Origin of the sequence: Sulfuricella denitrificans skB26, assembly GCF_000297055.2 — a bacterium.
GTDB lineage: Bacteria > Pseudomonadota > Gammaproteobacteria > Burkholderiales > Sulfuricellaceae > Sulfuricella > Sulfuricella denitrificans.
Window position 1 is genome coordinate 986017 of sequence record NC_022357.1, and the last position, 21364, is coordinate 1007380.

Annotated in this window: 22 protein-coding genes and 1 tRNA gene; 14 read left to right on the forward strand and 9 right to left on the reverse strand. The window is 56.4% G+C overall.

Annotated elements, in window-relative coordinates:
- Positions 1-58 precede the first annotated feature (58 nt).
- On the forward strand, positions 59-2395 hold the full coding sequence (locus SCD_RS04830; RefSeq protein WP_009206239.1) for a tetratricopeptide repeat protein: 2337 nt from the start codon (positions 59-61) through the stop codon (positions 2393-2395).
- A gap of 123 nt (positions 2396-2518) precedes the next feature.
- Complete coding sequence (locus SCD_RS04835; RefSeq protein WP_041673326.1) at positions 2519-3382, forward strand: tetratricopeptide repeat protein; 864 nt, start codon at positions 2519-2521, stop codon at positions 3380-3382.
- A 91-nt stretch (positions 3383-3473) separates the two neighbouring features.
- Here the strand turns inward: SCD_RS04835 and SCD_RS04840 are convergent.
- A tRNA-Arg gene (locus SCD_RS04840) sits at positions 3474-3549 on the reverse strand.
- Between the two features lie 60 nt (positions 3550-3609).
- On the opposite strand from SCD_RS04840, the gene SCD_RS04845 reads away from it, so the two are divergent.
- The 5 genes from SCD_RS04845 to nosD all read left to right on the forward strand — a co-directional run bounded on the left by SCD_RS04845 (position 3610) and on the right by nosD (position 10080).
- On the forward strand, positions 3610-4407 hold the full coding sequence (locus tag SCD_RS04845; protein WP_009206236.1) for a hypothetical protein: 798 nt from the start codon (positions 3610-3612) through the stop codon (positions 4405-4407).
- A gap of 96 nt (positions 4408-4503) precedes the next feature.
- Positions 4504-4899, forward strand: a complete 396-nt coding sequence (locus SCD_RS04850; RefSeq protein ID WP_009206235.1) for a TraR/DksA family transcriptional regulator — start codon at positions 4504-4506, stop codon at positions 4897-4899.
- 14 nt (positions 4900-4913) lie between these two features.
- A complete protein-coding gene (locus SCD_RS04855; protein WP_009206234.1) occupies positions 4914-6530 on the forward strand; it encodes a putative bifunctional diguanylate cyclase/phosphodiesterase in 1617 nt (538 codons plus the stop codon).
- 260 nt (positions 6531-6790) lie between these two features.
- Complete coding sequence (locus SCD_RS04860) at positions 6791-8692, forward strand: ATP-binding cassette domain-containing protein (protein WP_009206233.1); 1902 nt, start codon at positions 6791-6793, stop codon at positions 8690-8692.
- A 158-nt stretch (positions 8693-8850) separates the two neighbouring features.
- Complete coding sequence (nosD, locus tag SCD_RS04865) at positions 8851-10080, forward strand: nitrous oxide reductase family maturation protein NosD (RefSeq protein WP_009206232.1); 1230 nt, start codon at positions 8851-8853, stop codon at positions 10078-10080.
- Here nosD and SCD_RS15610 read toward each other — a convergent pair.
- Positions 10037-10951 carry a diguanylate cyclase gene (locus SCD_RS15610; RefSeq protein ID WP_009206231.1) on the reverse strand — a complete coding sequence of 305 codons (915 nt, stop codon included), beginning with the start codon at positions 10949-10951 and terminating at the stop codon, positions 10037-10039. The two genes, nosD and SCD_RS15610, sit on opposite strands and share 44 nt — an antisense overlap.
- Positions 10952-11401: 450 nt before the next feature.
- Between SCD_RS15610 and SCD_RS04875 the strand changes: the two genes are divergently transcribed.
- Positions 11402-12079 (forward strand): hypothetical protein, encoded by a 678-nt coding sequence (locus tag SCD_RS04875; protein ID WP_041673327.1) that lies wholly within the window; start codon positions 11402-11404, stop codon positions 12077-12079.
- Between the two features lie 93 nt (positions 12080-12172).
- Here SCD_RS04875 and SCD_RS04880 read toward each other — a convergent pair whose 3' ends face one another.
- Together SCD_RS04880 and SCD_RS04885 are read right to left on the reverse strand one after the other, a co-directional pair.
- The gene (locus SCD_RS04880; protein WP_009206228.1) at positions 12173-13069 is read right to left on the reverse strand and encodes a hypothetical protein; all 897 of its coding nucleotides are present in this window, start codon (positions 13067-13069) and stop codon (positions 12173-12175) included.
- A 16-nt stretch (positions 13070-13085) separates the two neighbouring features.
- Positions 13086-13655 carry a LemA family protein gene (locus SCD_RS04885; protein ID WP_009206227.1) on the reverse strand — a complete coding sequence of 190 codons (570 nt, stop codon included), beginning with the start codon at positions 13653-13655 and terminating at the stop codon, positions 13086-13088.
- A gap of 155 nt (positions 13656-13810) precedes the next feature.
- Between SCD_RS04885 and SCD_RS04890 the strand changes: the two genes are divergently transcribed.
- Entirely contained in the window at positions 13811-14860 is a 1050-nt protein-coding gene (locus SCD_RS04890) for a class I fructose-bisphosphate aldolase (RefSeq protein WP_009206226.1), read from the forward strand.
- A 155-nt stretch (positions 14861-15015) separates the two neighbouring features.
- On the opposite strand, the gene SCD_RS04895 is transcribed toward SCD_RS04890, so the two are convergent.
- The 3 genes from SCD_RS04895 to SCD_RS04905 form a co-directional block, all read right to left on the reverse strand.
- Complete coding sequence (locus SCD_RS04895; RefSeq protein ID WP_009206225.1) at positions 15016-15834, reverse strand: ABC transporter ATP-binding protein; 819 nt, start codon at positions 15832-15834, stop codon at positions 15016-15018.
- Between the two features lie 144 nt (positions 15835-15978).
- On the reverse strand, positions 15979-17184 hold the full coding sequence (locus SCD_RS04900; protein WP_021035790.1) for a BaiN/RdsA family NAD(P)/FAD-dependent oxidoreductase: 1206 nt from the start codon (positions 17182-17184) through the stop codon (positions 15979-15981).
- 190 nt (positions 17185-17374) lie between these two features.
- Complete coding sequence (locus SCD_RS04905; RefSeq protein WP_009206222.1) at positions 17375-17668, reverse strand: HU family DNA-binding protein; 294 nt, start codon at positions 17666-17668, stop codon at positions 17375-17377.
- A gap of 226 nt (positions 17669-17894) precedes the next feature.
- Between SCD_RS04905 and SCD_RS04910 the strand changes: the two genes are divergently transcribed.
- From SCD_RS04910 to SCD_RS04920, 3 genes are read left to right on the forward strand one after another with little or no spacing between them, the layout of a single operon-like run.
- Entirely contained in the window at positions 17895-18446 is a 552-nt protein-coding gene (locus tag SCD_RS04910; protein WP_009206221.1) for a phosphohydrolase, read from the forward strand.
- Positions 18447-18502: 56 nt separating this feature from the next.
- On the forward strand, positions 18503-19036 hold the full coding sequence (locus SCD_RS04915) for a peroxiredoxin (RefSeq protein WP_009206220.1): 534 nt from the start codon (positions 18503-18505) through the stop codon (positions 19034-19036).
- 44 nt (positions 19037-19080) lie between these two features.
- The gene (locus tag SCD_RS04920) at positions 19081-19452 is read left to right on the forward strand and encodes a YajD family HNH nuclease (RefSeq protein ID WP_009206219.1); all 372 of its coding nucleotides are present in this window, start codon (positions 19081-19083) and stop codon (positions 19450-19452) included.
- 26 nt (positions 19453-19478) lie between these two features.
- Here SCD_RS04920 and SCD_RS04925 read toward each other — a convergent pair whose 3' ends face one another.
- Complete coding sequence (locus tag SCD_RS04925) at positions 19479-20099, reverse strand: 3'-5' exonuclease (protein WP_021035791.1); 621 nt, start codon at positions 20097-20099, stop codon at positions 19479-19481.
- A gap of 149 nt (positions 20100-20248) precedes the next feature.
- Between SCD_RS04925 and SCD_RS16530 the strand changes: the two genes are divergently transcribed.
- Positions 20249-20401: a hypothetical protein gene (locus SCD_RS16530; RefSeq protein ID WP_009206217.1), complete on the forward strand. Its 153-nt coding sequence runs from the start codon at positions 20249-20251 to the stop codon at positions 20399-20401.
- Positions 20402-20429: 28 nt separating this feature from the next.
- Here the strand turns inward: SCD_RS16530 and SCD_RS04935 are convergent, their stop codons facing one another.
- Complete coding sequence (locus tag SCD_RS04935; protein WP_009206216.1) at positions 20430-20759, reverse strand: TusE/DsrC/DsvC family sulfur relay protein; 330 nt, start codon at positions 20757-20759, stop codon at positions 20430-20432.
- Positions 20760-20871: 112 nt separating this feature from the next.
- Between SCD_RS04935 and SCD_RS04940 the strand changes: the two genes are divergently transcribed.
- Positions 20872-21327 (forward strand): MarR family winged helix-turn-helix transcriptional regulator, encoded by a 456-nt coding sequence (locus SCD_RS04940; protein WP_009206215.1) that lies wholly within the window; start codon positions 20872-20874, stop codon positions 21325-21327.
- Positions 21328-21364 lie beyond the last annotated feature (37 nt).

Sequence of the window (21364 nt, forward strand, 5' to 3'; positions counted from 1 at the left end):
AATTATCTGAACCTATGCCGGAGAGTAGCGGGGCAACTGGGCACCCGCATTACAGAATATGTCTTTTTTAAAAAAACCTGATTCCACTATTCGCCATGTTCTGGCCGCTGCTTTATTACTGGCTTGTTCTATCGCCAACGCCCAGATTATCGACCGCGTCGATATCGCGCCGGGAGAGAGCGAGGCCGAGATCGTGGTCCAGTTCTCGCAAAAAATCCTCTATCTGAGGCACGCGCCTTTACGTGACGGAAAAAACCTGCGCATCTTCATTCGGTTGATTGATACCAACCTGGTGGAAAGCGATTTGATGCAGGAAACTGTGCGCGCGCCAAAAACCGACCGCGTGCCAGGCGTCACGGTGCTCTACCCCGAACTGATTAACGGCATGCTGGTGACCTTCTCTAAGACCACCAGCTTTTCAGTGCGCCCTGGAACGGACGGTCGCAGCATCATTATCACGGTTCCCCTGCTTCCGGCTGCCCCTGCGCCTTTAACCAAGACGCCACCGGTGAAGCAACCAACGGAGGAGATCGCCAAGGGCGCGTCGCCTGCATTGTTGGCAACCCCGGCGGCCATAGCTCCTCCACCGGTGAGTCAACCCACGGAAACGGTTACCCAGGTGGCAAAAGAAGAGTTGGCGACGCCGGTTGCACCACCGCCAGTGGCTTCCGCCGCCGAGGTTGAAACGCGTGCCAAGGCTTATCTAGAGGATGCTCGCCGCGCAATGGCCGGAAAAGATTCTGCCACGGCGGTGAATCGATTGAACCGGGTTCTCGGACTGCCTGCCAGCAGCCAGACCGAGGCTGCCCAGGCCCTGATCGGCGAGGCGCGGGAATTGAATGGGGAAATCCTGAAGGCAAAAGCCGAATATGATTTGTACCTTAAATTATTTCCCGCTGGGCCCAATGCCACGCGAGTCCGGGAGCGTCTCGCAGCCTTGCCCAAAGACGCCGCTCTGGCACGTGCCCGACCGAGGGCGCTGCCGAAAGAAGCCGGACCGGCAGAGTGGACTTTCAACGGCAGCGTTTCCTCTTACTACTACACGGGGAAATCACAGATCGAGACCCTGGTGCCGCCGCCTCCGGGGCAACTGACTTTCAGCCGCGATACCTTGTCGCTGGTGGATCAGAATTCGTTGATCTCCTCGATCAATCTCAATGCCCGGCGCCGCGACGCCTTCACCGATACGCGCATCGTCGTTCGTGACACCGACAACAAAAACTTTCTCTCGCCTGCGCGCAGCTACAATCGATTGTATTCGGCCTATATAGATCATAACGATCGGCAAGTCGGATATTACCTGCGAGCGGGACGGCAAAACCCGAATGGCATGGGCGTAATGGATCGTTTTGACGGCGTGCAGGCGGGTTACAACCTGAACCCGGAATGGCGGGTGAATGCGGTGTATGGGGATGCGGTTGAATTCAATTCTCCGTTCAAGAAGAATTTTTACGGCGCCAGCGTGGAGCTTCTGCCCCAGACCGGTTTTCCGGGAATCAGCGTCTACGGCATCGAGCAGACCCTGGACGGCATGGCTAACCGCCGCGCTGTCGGTTCAGAAGTACGCTACTTCGATGGGCGTGTCACCGCCTACGGCATGCTCGATTACGATGTCTTGTACAAGGGGGTCAATATTGCCCTGCTGCAAGGCAACTATCTGAGTGAGGGGGGCGATAATTATTTTTTCGTTTTCGACCATCGCCGAGCCCCCTCATACAGTCTGACCAACGCCTTGCCCGCCGCGCCCGGTTTGTCATTACAGGAGATGGTTGCGCTGCAAGGTATCGATCAAGTCCGGGCGCAAGCGAGTGCCCTGACCGCCATGTCCGACATGTTCTCTATCGGTGTGACTCATCCCTTGTCGGAGAGCTGGCAAGTCGGCGTCGATTACCGGTTGTCCTCCATCTCCAGCACGCAGCCTGTCATGGCTGTCTTGCCGCTGGGAGTGATCGGCACCTGTCTGGGTACGATAGACCCGGTCAATAATACTTGCGTGATCGACACGGCTTCTCAGCAGGCGTCGGGCAAGAACCACGTGGTGACTTTTCAGGCGGTCGGCACCAACCTGTTTTTTACCAACGCAGTGGGGGTTGCCAACCTCAGCCTGATTCAGGCCCCGACGTATACCGGACAGGCGATGGGTATCGGGTATGTGCTTCCCTTCTGGGAGCAATGGCGTCTTGATACCAATCTTCGCTACTATACGCAGAAGGATGACAGCGGCGACAAGCAGGACCGGATATCCCCGAGCCTGAAGCTTTCCTGGCAGTGGCATTCCAGTTTTTACCTGGAGGGGGAAATGGGCCGCGAAATGTCGAATTCCACTGGGCCAACCCGTAACGATCATAGCCGGCGCGACTATGTTTATATGGGTGTGCGCTGGGACTTTCATTGAGGGTGGTGGCGGTGTAAGCCCTTTGAAGAACTGCTGCTGTGGATAGGGCCGTTCCTGCTTGTGATTGTTGCAGGATGGCCCATTTTATTGTTATTTCAGAAAAACCCAACCGGAGAATCAACCGTGATCATCTTTACCATTTTTGTCGTAGTCGTCCTCGTTCTTGTCGTGCTCGGCCTCAGTGGCATCTTGCCTTTCGGTCACAAGCATCAGGGCGCCGAGATCAGCGTTGCGCTGAGAGAACTCCTGCTGGCACGAGCCGAGGGCAAGGTTAGCGGGGAAGAGTTCGAACGCCGTCAGGCTACGCTGCATGCAGCGTTAATGGATTTGCCGCAGCAGAGCGTACCCACGATGCGTCGCCATCTGCGCTGGGCAGTGCCTGCACTCATAGTCATTATCGTCGTGCCGCCAGTGGTGCTGTATACCTACTTCGGTAAACCCAGAGAGGCTGAAATCTCCTCTTCTCCGGCGTCAGTTGCGCCTGCAGGGATGCGTGTGCCTGAGCCGATGTCGCAGACTCAGCCAAAGGCGAATTCAGGGGGTGATCTGAATACGGCAGTCAAGCATCTGGCAGACAAGATGGTCAAAGATCCCAATAACGGTGAGGGCTGGCTATTGCTGGCACGTACTTATGGGGAGCTTCGGCAACATAAGGAGGCGGCCAATGCCTATGCCAAAGCGGCTGCGCTTTTACCCCCCGATGCTGCGATGTTGGCGGACTGGGCAGACGCCTACGTCATGACCCAGGATCGCAAGTGGAATGATGAGGCGCGTGAAATCGTGAAAAGAGCCCTTGCAGCCAATCCCAAGCACCTGAAGTCGCTGGCACTCGCTGGCGGCGAGGCTTTCGATCGCGCCGATTACAAAACTGCCATCGACTACTGGAAACGCATCAAGGCAGTCGCTCCAGCCGACTCGATGGACGTCAAGCTGGCGGATTCAAATATTGCGGAAGCGACTGCGCGGATGAGTGGAAAAAAGCCTTAGTCACTAGCCGATAACAATCTGCCAATGTCTCAGATGGGCTGCTGGAACGGCGACACTGAAGCATAAGTGGCTGGCATCAGGCAGATATAGGTGGTGCCCCAGAGACGAATCGAACGTCCGACCTACCCCTTAGGAGGGGGTCGCTCTATCCACTGAGCTACTGGGGCGCGGTCGCCATTTTACGCTAAAATTCATGGATGGATAAAATCGATTGTGGCAGCTGATTCATGCCTAAACGCAAAGGGTATATCCGGCTGCGCGATATCCCACCCGACCTGATCGACCTTCTCAACCACGGTGAAGCGGAAACTGCGACCTTGACCGAGCAGACGGCGATGGATTTTGCCGTGTTGCTCGGCACGTTGAACGGCTGGTCGGGAAACGCGGAAGGGTTGGCACAGGAAGCTGCGCGTCAGGATTTTCCCGGACATGGCCTGGTAAAGCGCATGGAGCTGGCCGGGAGGATGGTGGGCCGGCACGGTGGGTTTGACGACAGGGAGGCATTGCAGCAGCTGATCGCTCATCCGGTTGATACGGTGCGGGGGTTTGCCTGTTTTGCGATTGCTTTGCATCCGGGGCTGGGTTTCGTCGATAAATTCATGGAGATGAGGCGGCTTGCTGCAGATCGTCATTTCGGCGTGCGTGAATGGGCCTGGCTGTCGTTGCGTCCAGTTGTCGTGACCGCGCCGTTCGAGGCGATTGATCTGTTGCAGGGATGGGTTTCCGAGCCGGATGCCAATTTGCGCCGATTTGCCGTCGAGATTACGCGGCCACGCGGGGTGTGGGCGAAACACATTGTTCCATTGCGGGCCGAGCCTTGGCATGGCCTGCCATTGCTTGAGCCGTGCTGCTGCGACGAAAGCCGATATGTGCAGGATTCTGTTGCTAACTGGTTGAACGACGCTGCCAGGAGCCAGCCGGATTGGGTCAGTGCCGTGTGCCGGGACTGGCTCCGGAATTTCACGGACAACAGCGCTTGCTGCTATATTGTGAAGAGGGCACAGAGAAATCTGAGTGGTAAATGAAGAGTGGCTTGATGAACAATCGTTAAAACAGGATAGAAATATCCCGTGATAGAATTGCCATTCTGTTCTGCCGATATTTTCTAAGGAGTCTGAGTAATGGCCGCTTTTGTTGCTGATGAAGTTGCGCAGTTCAAGCAGAGTCTGGAGAAGCGTCGCCAGTTACTGCTTGAAGAAATTCGTGACGAGCTGGCCCGTTCAGGTGAGCAGCATTATGTTGATCTTGCCGGGCGCGTACCCGATCTGGGAGATGCGTCGGTGGCGGACATGCTGGCTGACTTGGGTGCTGCGATGGCCGACCGGCAAGTCATCGAGGTGCGTGCTATCGAGGCGGCGCTAAATCGTCTCGCTGCAGGGGACTATGGTGTCTGTGTCGACTGCGGAGCGGATATTCCATTTGATCGGCTGCAAGCTTACCCGACCGCTGAGCGCTGCATTTCATGCCAGTCCATTCATGAGCTTGCCTATGCTCATGAAGGCCACCCCACCCTGTAAGCTCAGGTGACAGGTTGGAATTAATCAAGTCGGCCGCAGCATATCTGGCTGAAAAGGCCAAATCCGGAAGGTTATGGGTTTTCGTCTTGCTGCCGGTGCTGGTTTCCGTGTTTTTAACGGAATCCATCATTGTGTTCACCAACGGATCGGCCGATTATTTCTGGGTCAGCCTGATCACGGCTGTCATCGCCACAACGGTCATGGTTCCCTTCCTCTATTATCTGGTCAGCGTTTTGCGAGAAACAGAGCAAGCGCTGTCGGCAAAATCCCTTCAGATAACCAGCATCCTCGGCCATCATAAAGAGGCGGAGCAGAATCTGGTCCAGGTGACTAATTACGATGCGCTGACGGGACTGCCGAATCGCTTCCTGTTTCTCGACCGTCTTGGGCATGCGATCAGCCGGGCTGCCCGTAGCGACCGGATGGTCGCGGTGATGCTGCTCGACATAGATAATTTCAAAACCATCAACGATACCCTTGGTCACACTCATGGCGACCTGCTGCTGCAGGATATCGCGGATCGCCTGAGCCGTTGCGTGCCGGAGGATGACACCTTGGCGCGGATAGGGGGTGACGAATTTGTCATTGTTCTTGAAGGGGTGTCGGAGGTTGAGGAAATCGCGAAAATTGCACAGAAAATCGTGGATATTTTTTCCCTGCCCTTTACGCCCTCCAGTCAGGAGATTTATGTCACGCCCAGCATGGGCGTCACCATTTACCCCATGGATGGTCATGACAGTGATAGCCTGCTGAAGAATGCCGATGCCGCGATGTACACTGCCAAGGAATATGGCCGCAACCATTTCCGTTTTTACACTACGGACATGAATGCGCTCGCGATTGAGCGATTTGCCATGGAAGGCGCGCTGCGGCGAGCCATGGAGCGAGAAGAATTTACCCTTTACTACCAGCCCCAGGTGGACATAAAAAGTGGGCAGGTGATCGGTGTGGAAGCGCTGCTGCGCTGGAATCATCCCGAACGGGGCCTGGTGCCGCCGGGTGAATTCGTCCCGTTGCTGGAAGAGAACAATCTGATCATTCCAGTTGGCGAGTGGGTCTTGCGCACCGCCTGCGCCCAGTGCCGGGCCTGGCAGGATGCTGGGCTGCCCCCGCTGCGCATGGCAGTGAATTTATCCGCTCGCCAGTTCCGTCAGGAAAACCTGGTGGAAATGATCGATAGCATTCTGCTGGAAACGGGGATTAGCCCCAAGCTGCTGGAGCTTGAACTGACTGAAGGCTTGCTGATGGAAAACACCAGCGATACCAGCCTGATTCTCGGGCAGTTCAAGAGTCGCGGCGTGCAGGTGGCCATCGACGACTTCGGCACCGGCTATTCCTCGCTCAGCTACCTTAAACGTTTTCCGATCGATCGCCTCAAGATCGACCAGTCTTTTGTGCGGGACATTATTATCGATTCGAACGATGCGGCAATCGCCGTGGCTGTCATCAGTCTGGGGCGCAGCCTGGGCCTGAGTGTAATTGCCGAAGGCGTGGAAACCTTGGATCAGCTTGAGTTCCTGGGTGTGCAGAAATGTGACGAATATCAGGGCTACCATTTCAGCCGCCCGGTCCCGCCAGAAGAAATCGTTTGCCTGTTCAAGCCTGAAAAAACCGTGAAGGGTGAGGGGTGAGGGGAAAAATCAAAGTCGGCGCTGCCGCTGGGTTTACTCCTTGAATTCCATTTCTACACCAAAGCTGAATTTGTAGGAGCGACCTCCCGGTCGCGATATCCGGTGGGTCGCGACCGGGAGGTCGCTCCTACAGGGGCTTGGCTTCACTATTGCATGAGCCATTGAATTACGTGGCGTCCGCTGCGGTGATGAAGAATTCTCCCGGTTCGACCTGCGCGGTGTAAAATCCGCCTTTCGTTAAAATCTCACCCGCTACTCCTATGCCCCTCATTACCCTGGAAAAACTCTCTCTCGCCTATGGCCACCATCCCTTGTTGGATCAGGCGGATTTACAGCTCGACCCCGGCGAGCGGGTAGGCCTGATCGGTCGTAATGGCGGCGGCAAATCCAGCCTGCTAAAAATCATCGCCGGCGTGGCTGTTGCCGACGACGGCAAGGTATGGCGCGCGCCCGGGTTGAATCTGGCTTACGTGCCGCAGGAGCCGCAGATCGATCCCGATCACACCGTATTCGAGGCGGTGGCGGAGGGGTTGGTGGGCTTGAGCCAGCTGTTGATCGACTATCATGCCGTTTCCCATGCGCTGGGGGAGGAGGGCGCGGATACCGATGCGCTGCTGGATCAGATGCAGCACTTGCAGACTGAACTTGAAGCGCGCGATGGCTGGCGCCAGCAGAGCCGTATCGATGCGGTGATGACTCGTCTGGCACTGCCTGAAGATGCTCTGGTTTCATCGCTTTCCGGCGGCTGGAAGAAGCGCGTTGCGCTGGCCCGGGCGCTGGTTGCCGAACCGGATGTGCTGGTGCTGGACGAGCCCACCAACCACCTTGACCTGGCTGCCATCGAGTGGCTGGAAGAGCTACTCAAATCCTTTGGCGGCGGTGTGCTGTTCGTTACCCACGACCGGCGCTTTCTCGATAACGTCGCTACCCGCATTATCGAACTGGACCGGGGGCAACTGGCGAGTTTTCCCGGTAATTTCTCCGCTTTTCAGCGCAGAAAGCAGGAAATGCTCGAAGCCGAAGAAGTCCTGAACGCAAAATTCGACAAGGTCCTGGCCCAGGAAGAGGTGTGGATACGCCAGGGCATCAAAGCTCGGCGCACCCGCAACGAAGGCCGGGTACGCCGGTTGGAGCAGCTGCGCCGCGAGCATACCGCGCGCATCAACCAGACCGGCAAGGCCCGGCTGGCGGTCGACGCGGGTGATCGCTCCGGCAAGCTGGTGGCGGAACTGGAGCATGTGTCCAAGTCTTTCGGCGACAAGGTCATCATCCGTGATTTCACTACGCGCATCATGCGCGGTGACCGGATCGGCCTGATCGGCCCGAACGGGGCCGGAAAAACTACCCTGCTCAAGCTCATTCTGGGCGAGTTGCAGCCGGATTCCGGCACGGTGAAGAGCGGCACCAAGCTCGCCGTCGCCTATTTCGACCAGATGCGCGAGCAGCTTGACGAGGAGGCAACCCTGATCGATACCATCAGCCAGGGTAATGATTTTGTCGAAATCGGCGAGGTGAAGAAACACGTCATCAGCTATCTCGGCGATTTCCTGTTTCCGCCGCAACGGGCGCGCGCCAAGGTCTCTTCACTCAGCGGCGGCGAGCGCAACCGCTTGCTGCTGGCGCGTTTGTTTACCCGCCCCGCCAACGTGCTGGTGCTGGACGAACCGACCAACGATCTCGACATCGAGACCCTGGAACTGCTCGAAGAACTGCTGCTGGAATATTCCGGCACCCTGTTCCTGGTCAGCCATGACCGGACCTTCCTCGACAACGTGGTGACTTCGACCATCGCCTTCGAAGGGGATGGTCATCTGGCCGAGTATGCCGGCGGTTACGAGGACTGGCTGCGCTACCGTCCCCGTCCGGAAACGGAGGCGGAGAAGAAAGCCGCTGCCGCCAAACCGAAGCCGGCACAGGAAAAGCCGGTGGCCAAGGCCAAGCTTTCGTTCAAGGAATTGCGCGAACTGGAAGCATTGCCGGGACAGATCGAAGCACTGGAGCAGGAGCAGTCCATGCTCGGCGCAAAGCTGGCGGACGGCGAACTCTATCGAGCCAATCCCGAGGAGGTAAAGCGTCTGCAGGCACGCAACGCCGAGATCGAGGAAGCGCTGCTGAGCGTTATGGCGCGCTGGGAAGAGCTGGAAGCGAAACAAAAACAATAAGCTGCCGATGCAGAACCGGGTTTGCGCGCCTGACATTGGTTTGTATTGATTTAACTCATTGTCAGCCGCGGGAAAATGTTGTCACATAGCGAAAATCGTTTTATGCGTGCTTACTTGTGACCCAAATTTTTCTTTTCCTCTTTCTGCTGGTGTCTCCCATGGCTGCGTTGGCAGCTTATCCTTCCTTTCAGGCCCTGATCGACGCCACACCCATTGGCGGGACCTTGCATCCCAAGCCAGGGGTCTACGCCGGCCCGGCGATGATTTCGCACCAGATCATCGTGGATGGCGGCGGCAAGGTTAGAGTGGATGGCGGCGGTGCCGGATCGGTGCTGGTCATCAACGCCAACGGGGCGGTAGTGAGAGGGCTGCGGCTGACGAACTCGGGCAATTCCCATGACCAGTTGGATGCCGGCATCGCACTGACCGGTAACAGCAACAGTATCGAGGACAACGTGATTGACGGCACGCTCTTCGGTATCAGCCTGAAGCGGGCCAACCAGAACACTTTGCGGCGCAATAGCATCCGCTCCAAACCAGCTGAACTGGCGATGCGGGGCGAGGCGATCCGACTGTGGTACAGCATGGACAACCTGGTCGAAGGCAACGACATCGACCAGGCGCGCGACGTCACCCTGATGAATTCGCCGCGCAATCGCCTCGTCGGCAACAGTATCCGCAACAGCCGCTATGGCATCCACCTGTTTTTTTCTCCGGACAGCGTGGTCGAGAGCAACAGCCTCGACCACAACGCTACCGGTGTCATCGTGCTGAATTCAGATCGGGTGAAGCTTCTGCGCAACCGGATTTTTCATTCCCTGGGTGTAAGCGGGGCGGGGCTGGCTTTCAAGATGAGCGCTGAAGGTCTGGCGGAGGGTAACGAAGTCATCCACTGTGCGGTGGGGCTGTTGGCCGATTCGCCCATCGAACCGGCTGACAAGACCATATTGCGAGGCAACCGCTTTGCTCATAACTCCATCGGTATCCAGTTCTCCGGCGAGCGGGGCGGACATGTTCTGCATGGCAACAGCTTCGAAAGCAATCTTACCCATGTCTCGATGGCGTTTGGCAGTGGCGATGCGAACAAAAATGATTGGCGTGGCAACTACTGGGACGATTTTCAGGGTTTCGATCGCAACCATGACGGGATCGGGGATACGCCTTACGAACTGTATGCCTATGCCGACCGGATCTGGATGGAAATTCCCATGGCGCGCTTTTTCCGCAATTCGCCGGTGCTGGAATTACTGGATTTTCTCGAACGGCTGGCGCCATTTTCCGCGCCGGACATGCTGCTGCGTGACCCGACGCCACTGTTTAACAAGCCGGTTACCCATCCCCCGGCTAATCGTCGATCCGCCATACACAGACACGATTTCGGCCGGTAGCCTTGGCGCATAGCAGTGCATGGTCAGCCATGTTGATGGCGTCCTGAATGGACATTTCTGTGGTCATGATGGCGACCCCGAAAGAGGCCGCTATGGATACTGTCGAATTTCCGCCCTGCAAGAGGATGGCATGCTCTGAGAGTTCGGTGCGTATCCGGTTCAGAATCAATTCCGCTTCATCAAGCTGAGTTTCAGGCAGACAGATCAGGAATTCCTCGCCACCATAGCGGAAGATGGAATCATATTTGCGCAAGCGGTCAGCGATGAACTGTACCGACGTCTGCAGCACCTGATCGCCGACAGAGTGGCCATGGTTGTCGTTGACCTCTTTGAAGTGATCGATATCCATCATGCAGATGCAGCAGGGTTGCCCGCTTCTGGTCATGCGCTCCATTTCCGCAGTGAGTTTTGACATCATCGATTGGCGGTTCCAGGCACCGGTCAGATAATCAGTGGTGCAGATGCTATTCACGATTTCGAACTGTAAACAGCGAACTTCCCATTTGAAGCTGATGGCCCCGTCCATGAATTTATCGTATTCGGCAAGTCCGATTTCGTGCCCAGCGGATTTTGCCTGCAGCAGAGTCCTGGCATCGTCATGCATCATCTTGTGCAGTGCGCCGATTTTCAGGAACACCGAATTTTCGCGCAACGCGGGAAAATTGTTGCCCTGGTAATACCAGTGGCCAAATTTGCAGTGACAATGCGCTTCTTCAGATAAATCGAGCGGCTCTGGGATTTCATCGCAGATCAGGGCACGATGCAGCGTCTTCATCCAAGTCATATGGTTCATGATGCCGGTGTCCAGATCTCTGAGTATCTGCATGGCATCTTGCGGGGTTGATGATTGCTGATCGGTCGTTATTTTCATGATTGCCTCTTTTTATTTTTCTGTAAAGAACCATACAGATTAAATGCTGTTACAGGGATTCTACATGCGAACTGCCAATTCAGAAGAGGGCTAAAGAAGGCGGGCGGCTTCGATGGGGCGGCTTCTTAAAAATTTCGCAATGAGCCCACGCAATGAAACAGTCCATGAAAACCAATCCGAAGCTCACCCATTTGACCCTGCTGGGAATGGCGATGCGGCTCCGGAAGGTCGTTTAACATCGGGTCAGAGAAGGAGAAAAATGTTGGCAAGGTCTGGTAAAATAAATCCGTCCCCTTATATTTATATTGTTCGCTGAGGCATGGCGGGAACATCGGCAGTCATGTGCTAGACTCAAAAATGGTTACGCTGAGCCGAAGCGACCTGCATTTTTCAAACGGCCCCGTAGTTGCTCGGGCGGGACCGGACTTTCTTTGACAGTGAGGCTGGGCAATGGACGAAAAAACGATCGACAAACCCGTCGCTGAGGGCGCTTGGACCGATCCTGCGCGCGCGCCAGGCGCGCGCCATTCTGCGCGTAGTCGTTCATCCCATTCGAGCTCGGAGCTTCACAAGGTGAGTCGCAGACTGGCGCTGGCGGTCGCCCTTTTCGTTTCCCTGTTGGCGCTGCTTTTCGTGATTATATTCTCGGTCATACGAATCGATGGCCTTGAGGAGGAAAACGACGCACTGCAAGCCGAGCTCACCAAGACCCGGCTGGAACTGAGCCAAGCGGGCCCTGAACTGGAGAAGACCAGAAAGATCATGTCGGAGATGACGAAAGGGCGGCTTCCGCACCTGCTCGACATGGTGCCGGACAAGGTGCTCCAGATCAATGGCCCCTACCTCAAGAACATCGTCTTTACGGTGCTGAATCAAAACGGCACAAAGAGCTACGAATACAAGCTGGTGATGGAAAACAGTACGGCCAAAACGGTCCGCCCCGCAGCCAGAATTTTTGTGTTCGATCGCCATGGTGTCCAGATAGGCAGCGCGGAAGTCGCCGGTCGGGCTGAACTTGCTTCCGGAGAAAGCCGTTCCCAGTCTGCCGTGATCGATCTCTTCATCGACGAAGAGCCGCGCTATTTTTACGCATCCACTGCGGACAAGCCAACCGGGCTCATTCAATAGCGTTTGCCTTCCGCGGGTTCACCTTCCAGGGTGATTGAAAAAACTTAAACCTCTCGGACAAGTTTTCCTTTGAAGGATGTGCCTAGGGCTGACTCAGACACCCAGCAAGTAGGCCGCGCCGCCTGTGGCACCCATCAATGTCAGCAGGTGGAACCCACCCCACAGCACGTATTTCCTTGCCAGATTTTCCTCCGGCAGGTTGGAAAGCAGGAACAGTCGGCCATCCTTCGGCTTGTGCATGAGGTGCGTGCCGTCCCTGAGGCGGATTTCGCCATGCTGCTTCGCTACTTCGCGCTTGGCTGCAAGCAGCACCAGTTCCCATTCTCCTGGGTCGATCTGACCATCTCCATTGAGGTCGAAACGCTCGTGCAGCCGCGTCTTGTCACGTTTCCACTCGGTAAGCAGGGCGTTGAGGTCTTCCTTGACGTCGAGATTGCTGTTTGCCCCGCCCAGGGTGGCGAATTCACCGATGACATAAAGGGTGTCGAGCGGGGAAAGCAGGTATTCGGTATAGCGGTAGAGGTCTTTTTTCCACACCTGTTTGTGGCTGGTGATGATCTCGGCATAGTCCGGATCGATGAAGCACTGTCCGCTGCCGTCGTCGATCAGGATGGTGTCGTCGCTAGTGCCCTGTTCCACGATCTCGTAACCTTTGTCGTCGTTGCGCTCTTGCTCGATGATGTAGCGATACCACACGCAGGGCAGCAGGGTGAGTTTGCTCAGCAGCGGGATGTCATGCGCCTGTCTGGCGCGGCCTGTCAGCTCGATATAGCCCTGGGCGGCTGAGGCAATCCTTGATGTGGGGGTATCGAGAATCAGGCGGCTGCGGCGCTGGTTGCCGATCCAGGCAAAAAAGCTGATAGCGCCGATTAGTCCCAGTATGATGGGCCAGGCTTCCCGGCTTTCGATTTGCCAGCCGGCGAACAGCAGTACCAAATGCCCACCTGAGGTGAGCAGGTTGACCCAGTGCTGCTTCAGTCCTTCGAACATCGAACCGGCTGGGGGCTCAGTTATTGAATAACTGTTTCACGTTGACGTCGGTTATCTCCGCAGCGTCGAATTCGAGCAGGTCGGCAGGCTGAAAATTGAACATTCGCGCCACGATCACGTCCGGGAACTGCTCGATGCGCACGTTGTTGAGGTTGACGCTGTCGTTATAGTACTCGCGCCGGTCGGCGATGGCGTTCTCCAGCCCGGTGACGCGCCCCTGCAGGTGCTGGAAGGTCTCATTGGCTTTCAGTTCCGGATAAGCTTCTGCCACCGCGAACAGGTTGCCGAGCAGCCCGCGCAACGAGCCTTCGGCGGCACCCAGCGCGCCCATGTTGTGGCTGGCGCTGGCGGCAGCAATCTGGGAGCGCGCCTTCATCACCTTCTCCAGGGTTTCCTGCTCGTATTTCATGTACTGCTTGCAGGTTTCCACCAGCTTGGGCAGCTCATCGTGACGCTGCTTGAGGAGTACGTCGATGTTGGCCCAGGCCTTGGCGACATTGTGCTTGAGGTTGACCAGACCGTTGTAGAGCATGATGAAATAAATCACGACGATAGTCAGAATGGCAAGCAGGACGAGAAATCCCATGGCAGTTCCTCATTGTTATGAATTGGTATGCATGCATTTTGCCGAAATTCATGCCGATTCGCCAGTTTAAGCGGGTATTTTTGGGATGGTTGATCATGGCTGCTATATTTAAAAACGATGAACCTTATTCACTTTGATCAGTAAGGGAAACGAAAATGACCGATCTCATCAAGTTGCTGGGCAACGAAGCGGAGAGTTTGCTGGCCTACCAGTGCAAGGGCATTCCCAAGGACATGCTGCACCTGCCGGGACCGGACTACGTCGATCGGGTGGTGGCGCAGAAGGACCGCAAGCCCGGCGTGCTGCGCGCGCTGCAAACCCTGTTCGACCATGGCCGGCTGGCCGGGACGGGATATATGTCGATTCTGCCGGTGGACCAGGGGGTGGAGCATTCGGGTGGAGCTTCTTTCGCGCCCAACCCGATTTACTTCGACCCTGAAAATATCGTCAAGCTGGCCATCGAGGGCGGCTGCAACGCGGTGGCTTCGACCCTGGGCGTGCTGGGGTCAGTGGCGCGCAGGTATGCGCACAAGATCCCGTTCATCGTCAAAATCAACCACAGCGAGATGCTTACCTACCCGGAGATCCACGACCAGACCCTGTTCGCTAGCGTCGAACAGGCGTTCGACATGGGGGCGGTGGCGGTGGGGGCAACGGTGTATTACGGCTCGGCCGAGTCGCGTCGGCAGATCATCGAGATCAGCGAAGCCTTCGCCCATGCGCACGAACTGGGCATGGCGACGGTGCTGTGGGCCTACCTGCGCAATTCCGGTTTCAAGAAGGATGGCGTCGATTATCATACCAGCGCCGATCTGACCGGCCAGGCCAATCACCTCGCCGCCACCATCGAGGCAGACATCATCAAGCAGAAGCAGGCCGAGAATAACGGCGGCTATACCGCAATCAAGTTCGGCAAAACCCATCCCAAGGTGTATTCAGAGCTGACCAGCGACCACCCGATCGATCTGGTACGCTACCAGGTCGCCAACTGTTATATGGGTCGGGCCGGTATGATCAATTCCGGCGGCGCCTCGGGTGAGAACGACCTGGGTCAGGCAGTGCGCACTGCGGTGATCAACAAGCGCGCCGGCGGCATGGGGCTGATCTCCGGTCGCAAGGCTTTTCAGAAGCCGATGCAGGATGGCGTGATATTGCTCAACGCGATTCAGGACGTGTATCTGGCGAAGGACGTAACGATTGCGTAGCGGCTAAAAAGCATTTGAACCGCAGAGGACGCAGAGGTTTTCAAGGGATCGACATAAAGGTTACGTTTAGTTAGGCAACCAAACCGCTAGAAACGTTTTTCCTCCGCGTCCTCCGCGGTGAATGAACTGCTTTTTTTAGGCTATTAGGGAGTTCTTCAGCCGTTGGTGCCCTCGATCCCCAGATCTTCCGTGTAGGGGTTGCTGGGGTACTGGAAGCCGACGGGCCCGTCCGGTTCGGCATGGACGAACTGGTGGACGAACGGATCGGTGGAATCGAGCAATTCTGCCGCCTCACCCTCGGCTACCACCACGCCGTCATGGATGAAATAGGCGTAGTCGACGATTTTCAGGGATTCCGACATGTCGTAGGTCACCACTATCGAGGTTACGTCCAGCGCATCGTTCAGGCGCCGGATCAGGTTTGCAATGGTGTTGAGCGAGATCGGATCGAGACCGGCGAAGGGCTCGTCGTAGATGATCAGTGTGGGGTCCAGTGCGATTGCGCGAGCCAGTGCCACGCGCCGCTCCATGCCGCCCGACAGCTCGCTCGGCATCAGGGCGTGGGCGCCGCGCAGGCCGACGGCGTGGAGCTTCAGCAGCACCAGATCGCGGATCACGCTTTCCGGCAGGTCGGTGTGTTCGCGCATCGGGAACGCAATATTGTCGAAGACCGACAGATCGCTGAATAGCCCGCTCACCTGGAACATCATGCCCATTTCACGGCGCATGGCGTAGAGTCCGTCATTGTCGAGTTCGTGGATGACCTTGCCTTCAACCTTGACGCTGCCTCGCGACGGCCTGAGCTGCCCGCCGACATGGCGTAGCAGCGTCGACTTGCCACATCCGCTCACCCCCAGAATGGCAACGATTTTTCCGCGCGGAATAGTGAGGTTGATGCCTTTAAGTATCTTATGGCGACCATATGCAAAATGGAGGTCGCTGATTTCGACCAGATTTTCCGGGGATTGCTCCAAAGCTACTGTCTCCTTGCTGGCTAATTTTAAACTCACGAAGCGAGACTTCGTCCCTCTCTCCCTTTGGGAGAGAGGGAAAGGGTCATTGCCTGAACGATATTATCCATTATCTTATCGCATGTTTATTCCGGTGCGCGTAATTGATTACGCAACTTGGCCCGCAACCCAGCCCGAAGACCACGCCCACTGGAAGTTGTAGCCGCCGAGCCAGCCGGTGACGTCGACTACTTCCCCGATGAAATAGAGCCCCGGCGCCGGCTTGGCTTCCATAGTTTTTGACGAGAGTGCATCCGTATCGACACCGCCCAGCGTGACTTCGGCCTTGGCGTAGCCCAGCGTGCCGGATGGCAGTAGTGCCCACCCCTTGAGGGCCTGCGCGGCGGCATCGAGTTCGCGCTGGGAAAGTTCGTTCACCGGCTTTGCCCAGCCGAACAGCGCACACCACTCATGCGCAAAGCGGCGCGGTAGTTGTTCAGCCAGCAGATTCGACAGCAACGCCTTGCTGCGGCGATGTTCTGCCAGCCAGGCGGCAGCGTCGAGGTCGGGCAGCAGGTCAATTTCAACCGGCTGTTTTTTTCCACCGCCATATTCCTGCATCTGCCAGTAGCTCGAAATCTGCAGGATGGCCGGCCCGGAAAGGCCGCGGTGGGTAATCAGCACATTTTCTCGGAATGAGCCGCCGTCGCAGTGGGTGCCGGCATCGAGCGATGCGCCGGCGAGCGGCTTGAGCGGGTCCAGCGTCTCCGGCGCGAGTGCCAGCGGCACCAGAGCGGGTTTGGGCGGTACCACGCGCAGGCCGAATTGTTCCGCGATTCTATAGCCGAACGGGCTGGCACCGATTTTCGGAGCGGCGAGGCCGCCGGTGGCGATCACCAGAGACTGGCAGCGAAAGGTGCCGAGCTCGGTGGCGACTGCGAAGCGCAAGCCTTCCACATGGTTTTCGATGCGCTCGATGTGGTGCACTGCGCACGGCATCGCCCACTGCACCCCGGCATCGTCGCAGCCGTCCTTGAGCATGTCGATGATGTCTTGTGCCGACTCATCGCAGAAAAGCTGGCCGTGCTCCCGCTCGTGGTATGAAATTCGGCGCCGCTCGATCATTGCGATGAAGTCGAGTTGCGAGAAGCGGGCTAGCGCCGAGCGGCAGAAATGGGGGTTCTGCGAGAGATAGTTCTCTGCGCCTACGTTGCGGTTGGTGAAATTGCAGCGCCCGCCGCCGGAAATGCGGATGCGCTCGCCGAGTTTGGCGGAGTGGTCGATGATCAATACGCGCCGCCCACGGTGTCCGGCCTGCGCGGCACACATCATGCCGGCGGCACCGGCGCCGATTACGATGACATCGAAGTGCATGGAAGGCGAAATGAGTTAAGCGGTAGAAAGGATGCTGTCGCCGTAAGGTCGAAACGGCTGGGTTCTGTGCTTATTGCTGCGTTTTGAAGCGGCATGGTCGGGGGGCGCGAATTGCGTAGAATATGCGCAAGAGGGTGTTTCTGAAAAGCAGAAGGGCGGCCGAGGAGGCCGCCCTCTTGAATTACTTTAATTACTTCTTCTTGGCTTTGACGCCGGCAACAGCGTCTTTCAGCTTGCTGCCAACTTTGAATTTGGCGACTTTCTTGGCGGGAATCTTCAATTCCTTGCCGGTGGCTGGGTTGCGGCCAACGCGTGCGGCGCGCTCTTCAACGGCAAAGGTGCCGAAGCCGATCAGCTGGACATTGTTGCCCTTGGCCATGGCGCCCTGGACGGTGGCCATCAGTGCGTTCAAGGTTGCTTCGGTATCGGCTTTGGTTTGCTTGGTGGATTTGGCTACGGCGTCGATCAGTTCTGCTTTGTTCATGTTGTTAGCTCCCGTTGTGGTTGATTAAAGCAAACACATTGTAGGGGAAATTTGACAGCAAGCCAATCGCCTTTGAAAAAATGCTGGAGTATTATTTTTCGCTGCGCAGTCGCCGTGCCTAACTGGTTAGAGACGTGCAACACTTATTCTGGATGGCAGGGGTGCATCACGTTGGTGGTCTTTGGCGGTTTATACTGTGAGCCGATGTGTGATTAATGGAAAGCCAATGAGCAAACTTTACGTCTCGACCTACCTGGGAAATCGGTTCTATCCTCTGGAGCCGCGCATCGATGATGTGGATATCGAAGACATTGCGCACGGCCTAGCCTACCAGTGCCGCTTCAATGGCCAGACCAATGCCTTCTACTCTGTTGCCCAGCACAGCCTGATTGTTGCCTCCCTGGTGCCGGAAGAGCTGCGCTTCGCCGCCTTGCTCCACGACTCCGCCGAAGCCTATCTCGGGGACATGGTGAAACCGCTCAAGGTGCTACTGCCGAGTTTCTCTGAAATCGAGGATAACGTCAGCCGCATCATCGGTGAGCGCTTCGGGGTCGACCTGAACCACAATCCCATCGTCAAACAAGCCGACCTGATCGCACTGGCCACCGAAAAGCGCGACCTGATGCCGTATTCCGTTGAAGAATGGATCTATCTGATCGGTGTGGAACCGATGGGGGAGACGATACTGCCCATGCCACCGGATGTGGCCAAGCAGGAATTCATCAGGGAATTTGAACGAATGCACATCGAGTCTGGCGGTGGGGGCGCGAGTTCCTGATTTCTGCGGCTGCCGGCTGGCTGCGCTGTACGGATCGTATTTAATGGAGAATTTCAATGAAAATATTAGCTGTTTCCCTGGCATTTCTTGTACTTATCGTGTTGTGGATGCGCCTGAGTTACGCGGATGAACTGCCTCAGGTTGGTCAACCCGCGCCTTCGTTCAGCCTCCCCGACCAGAACGGAAAAGTGCATACGCTGGACGATTACAAGGAGCGCTGGGTGGTGCTCTATTTTTATCCCAAAGACGATACGCCGGGATGCACTCAAGAAGCTTGCGAGTTTCGTGACGACCTTCACAAACTCACCGCGCTGGGCGCGCAGGTCATTGGTGTGAGTGTGGATGACACCGCCTCACACGCAGAATTTGCCAAGAAATACCATTTGCCGTTTCCGCTTCTTGCCGACAGGGGTGGCAGAATCGCCGACAGTTATGGTGCCCTCAGGAATCTGGGCTTTATCAAGTTTGCCCGGCGCTATACTTTTTTGATCGATCCACAGGGCAATGTCGCCAAGTCCTACCTCAATGTTGACACTTCCCGACATTCCAGTGAGATCGTAGACGACCTGACCCGATTGAAAGGCAACTGATATTGCTGATATAGTTTCAGTCAACAATCACCCAGCCAACAGTCATGACCAAACAACCCGATCACGCGCGGCTCGACCGCGTTATCGCCGAAGCCCGCAAACACAGCAGCGAGCGTGAGGCCACTTATCGCGAGCGGGCGCTCAAATTATTTCCATGGATTTGCGGGCGGTGTGGCCGCGAGTTTGCCGGGGTGCGCCTGAAAGAATTGACGGTGCATCACAAAGATCACAATCACGACAACAATCCGCTGGATGGCAGCAACTGGGAGTTGCTCTGTATGTACTGCCACGACAACGAGCATTCCCGCGTCATGGATGAGGCGGTGAGGGGGAGAAGCTCCGGCGATCAGTCGTCCGTGGCAACCCATAATCCATTCGCCGACCTGAAAGCGAAGCTGGAAGGGAAGAAGGGCTGATGGCTCTGGTCAAATCCGGTAGTTGATTACAGGCCGAGCCTGCATTTGGCTCGTTCAACGCAGCTAGTCATCTGCGTCTTTGGCGCCTTCTGCAGCGCAAGCAGAAATTCGTGCGGAACGGTGTTCAGGCCATATTGCTGCTGGATATCCGACACCATTTGTACCCATAGATGAGCGGTCATTTCTGCGTCGGCCAGGGCGCGGTGATGGCGGGCCGCCGAGGGCAGCCCCAGATGCCTGACCAGCGTGCCCAGTTTGTGATTGGGTGCAGACGGATAAATCCGGCGGGCCAGCAACATCGAACAGGCAAATTCCTGCCGCCGCCGCTGGTTGATCCTCAGCCACTCGGCATCCAGAAATTTGCTGTCGAACGAAGCATTGTGCGCCACCAGGGGTATGTCCCGGACAAACTCCGCCAGCGCACGCATCACCTCTGATGCCGGCGGTGCCTTGCTGATCATGGTGTTGGAGATCCCGGTCAGGGCTTCGATGAATGCCGGAATGCGAGTACCCGTATTCATCAGGCTTTGGTAGCGGTCGACGATCTTGCCGTCAGCCACGATAACCACCGCCACCTCGGTCGCACGGTCCCCCATGGCTGGCGATAGCCCCGTTGTTTCAAAGTCGATGACCGCTACGGTCTCCATGCATATCCTGTTGATGGGTAATAATTCAGACGGAATCATACCTTGCGCCTTCCGGCCGGGATAGTGACATCAGGATGAAACGGAATACAAACTGGTTTCGGGGGAGGGATGGAGAATGGGAGAGAACTGAGAAATCGAAGCGGAAGCCCATGGCTTCGGATTTAACCAATCTAAGCCAGGGTACCGACCTCGACAATCTCTTCACAACCGATCAGGACACCTTCGGCCAATGGTATTTGCGCGGCGCGATTGACGCCAGAATTGACTGGACTGAAAGTCCGTCGGGAACAAAATGCCTGTAGCCGCATCCCGACGGAAGAGACCAACCCTTTAGCCCGTACTCCAGCCCCGCGGCCGCTTCATGCCGGCAATCTTGCAGGCCTGCTTCACATAACCGTAGGGAAACATCTCGAACAGCCTGTTGCGCGATGCCGTTCCCATACGCTCCGCCAGATGCTTGATCACGTAGCGGGCGTCGGGCGCGATCTGGCGCTCCTCGTAAAACTCGCGCATAAAGCGGATCACATCCCAGTGGTCTTCCGTCAACTGGATGTTTTCCTGGCTGGCAAATTCTTCCGCCAGTTCGTCGTTCCAGTCCTGCGGGTCAACCAAGTAACCTTCGTCATCGATGGCCGGTAATTTCACGAATGTATCCATCATTCACCTCTTATGAAAAAAAGGAATCAAATGCCCATAGGAATTATATATCACAGTTTGATATTATCACAACATGCTATTTTGTGGGTGTTAACAAAACAGGTAGTATTACCCTATGGCTAAAGACGTTCTCAGCAAGAAAGAATTTGAAACCCTCTCCCATTTCCGGTACCAGCTGCGCCGTTTCCTGCGCTTCAGCGAGGAGGTGACACACGGCGATGGCATTACCCATCTTCAATACCTCCTGCTACTCCACATCAAAGGCTATCAGGGCCGGGAATGGGCGACCATTGGAGAACTGGCCGAACGGCTGCAGTCACATCATCACGGTGTTGTTTCCTTGGCGTCGCGCTGCGAGAAATTGGACTTGGTATACCGTGAGCAAGGCAAGACGGACCGGCGCGAGGTAGAAGTGCATCTCACCCCTAAGGGTGAAAAAATAGTGGAGAAGCTCGCTCGCCTGCACCGTGATGAACTGCTGAAGCTGCAGGGCATCTTCCGGGTGCCCGGCGTTCAAGATCTTGAAGGGGATGGTGCAACCGAGAAGGCGACCCCTGAGCAATCCGCCTGACATGAAAATTTTCATATTACTGAGCAACCGTGATTTT

What these genes read in the sequence shown, in the direction of transcription:
- SCD_RS04830 (WP_009206239.1), top strand. Translation starts at nt 59, where the DNA reads ATGTCTTTTTTAAAAAAACCTGATTCCACTATTCGCCATGTTCTGGCC.
- SCD_RS04845 (WP_009206236.1), top strand. Translation starts at nt 3,610, where the DNA reads ATGCCTAAACGCAAAGGGTATATCCGGCTGCGCGATATCCCACCCGAC.
- SCD_RS04850 (WP_009206235.1), top strand. Translation starts at nt 4,504, where the DNA reads ATGGCCGCTTTTGTTGCTGATGAAGTTGCGCAGTTCAAGCAGAGTCTG.
- SCD_RS04860 (WP_009206233.1), top strand. Translation starts at nt 6,791, where the DNA reads ATGCCCCTCATTACCCTGGAAAAACTCTCTCTCGCCTATGGCCACCAT.
- nosD (WP_009206232.1), top strand. Translation starts at nt 8,851, where the DNA reads ATGGCTGCGTTGGCAGCTTATCCTTCCTTTCAGGCCCTGATCGACGCC.
- SCD_RS15610 (WP_009206231.1), bottom strand. Translation starts at nt 10,951, where the DNA reads ATGAAAATAACGACCGATCAGCAATCATCAACCCCGCAAGATGCCATG.
- SCD_RS04875 (WP_041673327.1), top strand. Translation starts at nt 11,402, where the DNA reads ATGGACGAAAAAACGATCGACAAACCCGTCGCTGAGGGCGCTTGGACC.
- SCD_RS04880 (WP_009206228.1), bottom strand. Translation starts at nt 13,069, where the DNA reads ATGTTCGAAGGACTGAAGCAGCACTGGGTCAACCTGCTCACCTCAGGT.
- SCD_RS04885 (WP_009206227.1), bottom strand. Translation starts at nt 13,655, where the DNA reads ATGGGATTTCTCGTCCTGCTTGCCATTCTGACTATCGTCGTGATTTAT.
- SCD_RS04890 (WP_009206226.1), top strand. Translation starts at nt 13,811, where the DNA reads ATGACCGATCTCATCAAGTTGCTGGGCAACGAAGCGGAGAGTTTGCTG.
- SCD_RS04900 (WP_021035790.1), bottom strand. Translation starts at nt 17,184, where the DNA reads ATGCACTTCGATGTCATCGTAATCGGCGCCGGTGCCGCCGGCATGATG.
- SCD_RS04905 (WP_009206222.1), bottom strand. Translation starts at nt 17,668, where the DNA reads ATGAACAAAGCAGAACTGATCGACGCCGTAGCCAAATCCACCAAGCAA.
- SCD_RS04910 (WP_009206221.1), top strand. Translation starts at nt 17,895, where the DNA reads ATGAGCAAACTTTACGTCTCGACCTACCTGGGAAATCGGTTCTATCCT.
- SCD_RS04915 (WP_009206220.1), top strand. Translation starts at nt 18,503, where the DNA reads ATGAAAATATTAGCTGTTTCCCTGGCATTTCTTGTACTTATCGTGTTG.
- SCD_RS04920 (WP_009206219.1), top strand. Translation starts at nt 19,081, where the DNA reads ATGACCAAACAACCCGATCACGCGCGGCTCGACCGCGTTATCGCCGAA.
- SCD_RS04925 (WP_021035791.1), bottom strand. Translation starts at nt 20,099, where the DNA reads ATGGAGACCGTAGCGGTCATCGACTTTGAAACAACGGGGCTATCGCCA.
- SCD_RS16530 (WP_009206217.1), top strand. Translation starts at nt 20,249, where the DNA reads ATGGCTTCGGATTTAACCAATCTAAGCCAGGGTACCGACCTCGACAAT.
- SCD_RS04935 (WP_009206216.1), bottom strand. Translation starts at nt 20,759, where the DNA reads ATGATGGATACATTCGTGAAATTACCGGCCATCGATGACGAAGGTTAC.
- SCD_RS04940 (WP_009206215.1), top strand. Translation starts at nt 20,872, where the DNA reads ATGGCTAAAGACGTTCTCAGCAAGAAAGAATTTGAAACCCTCTCCCAT.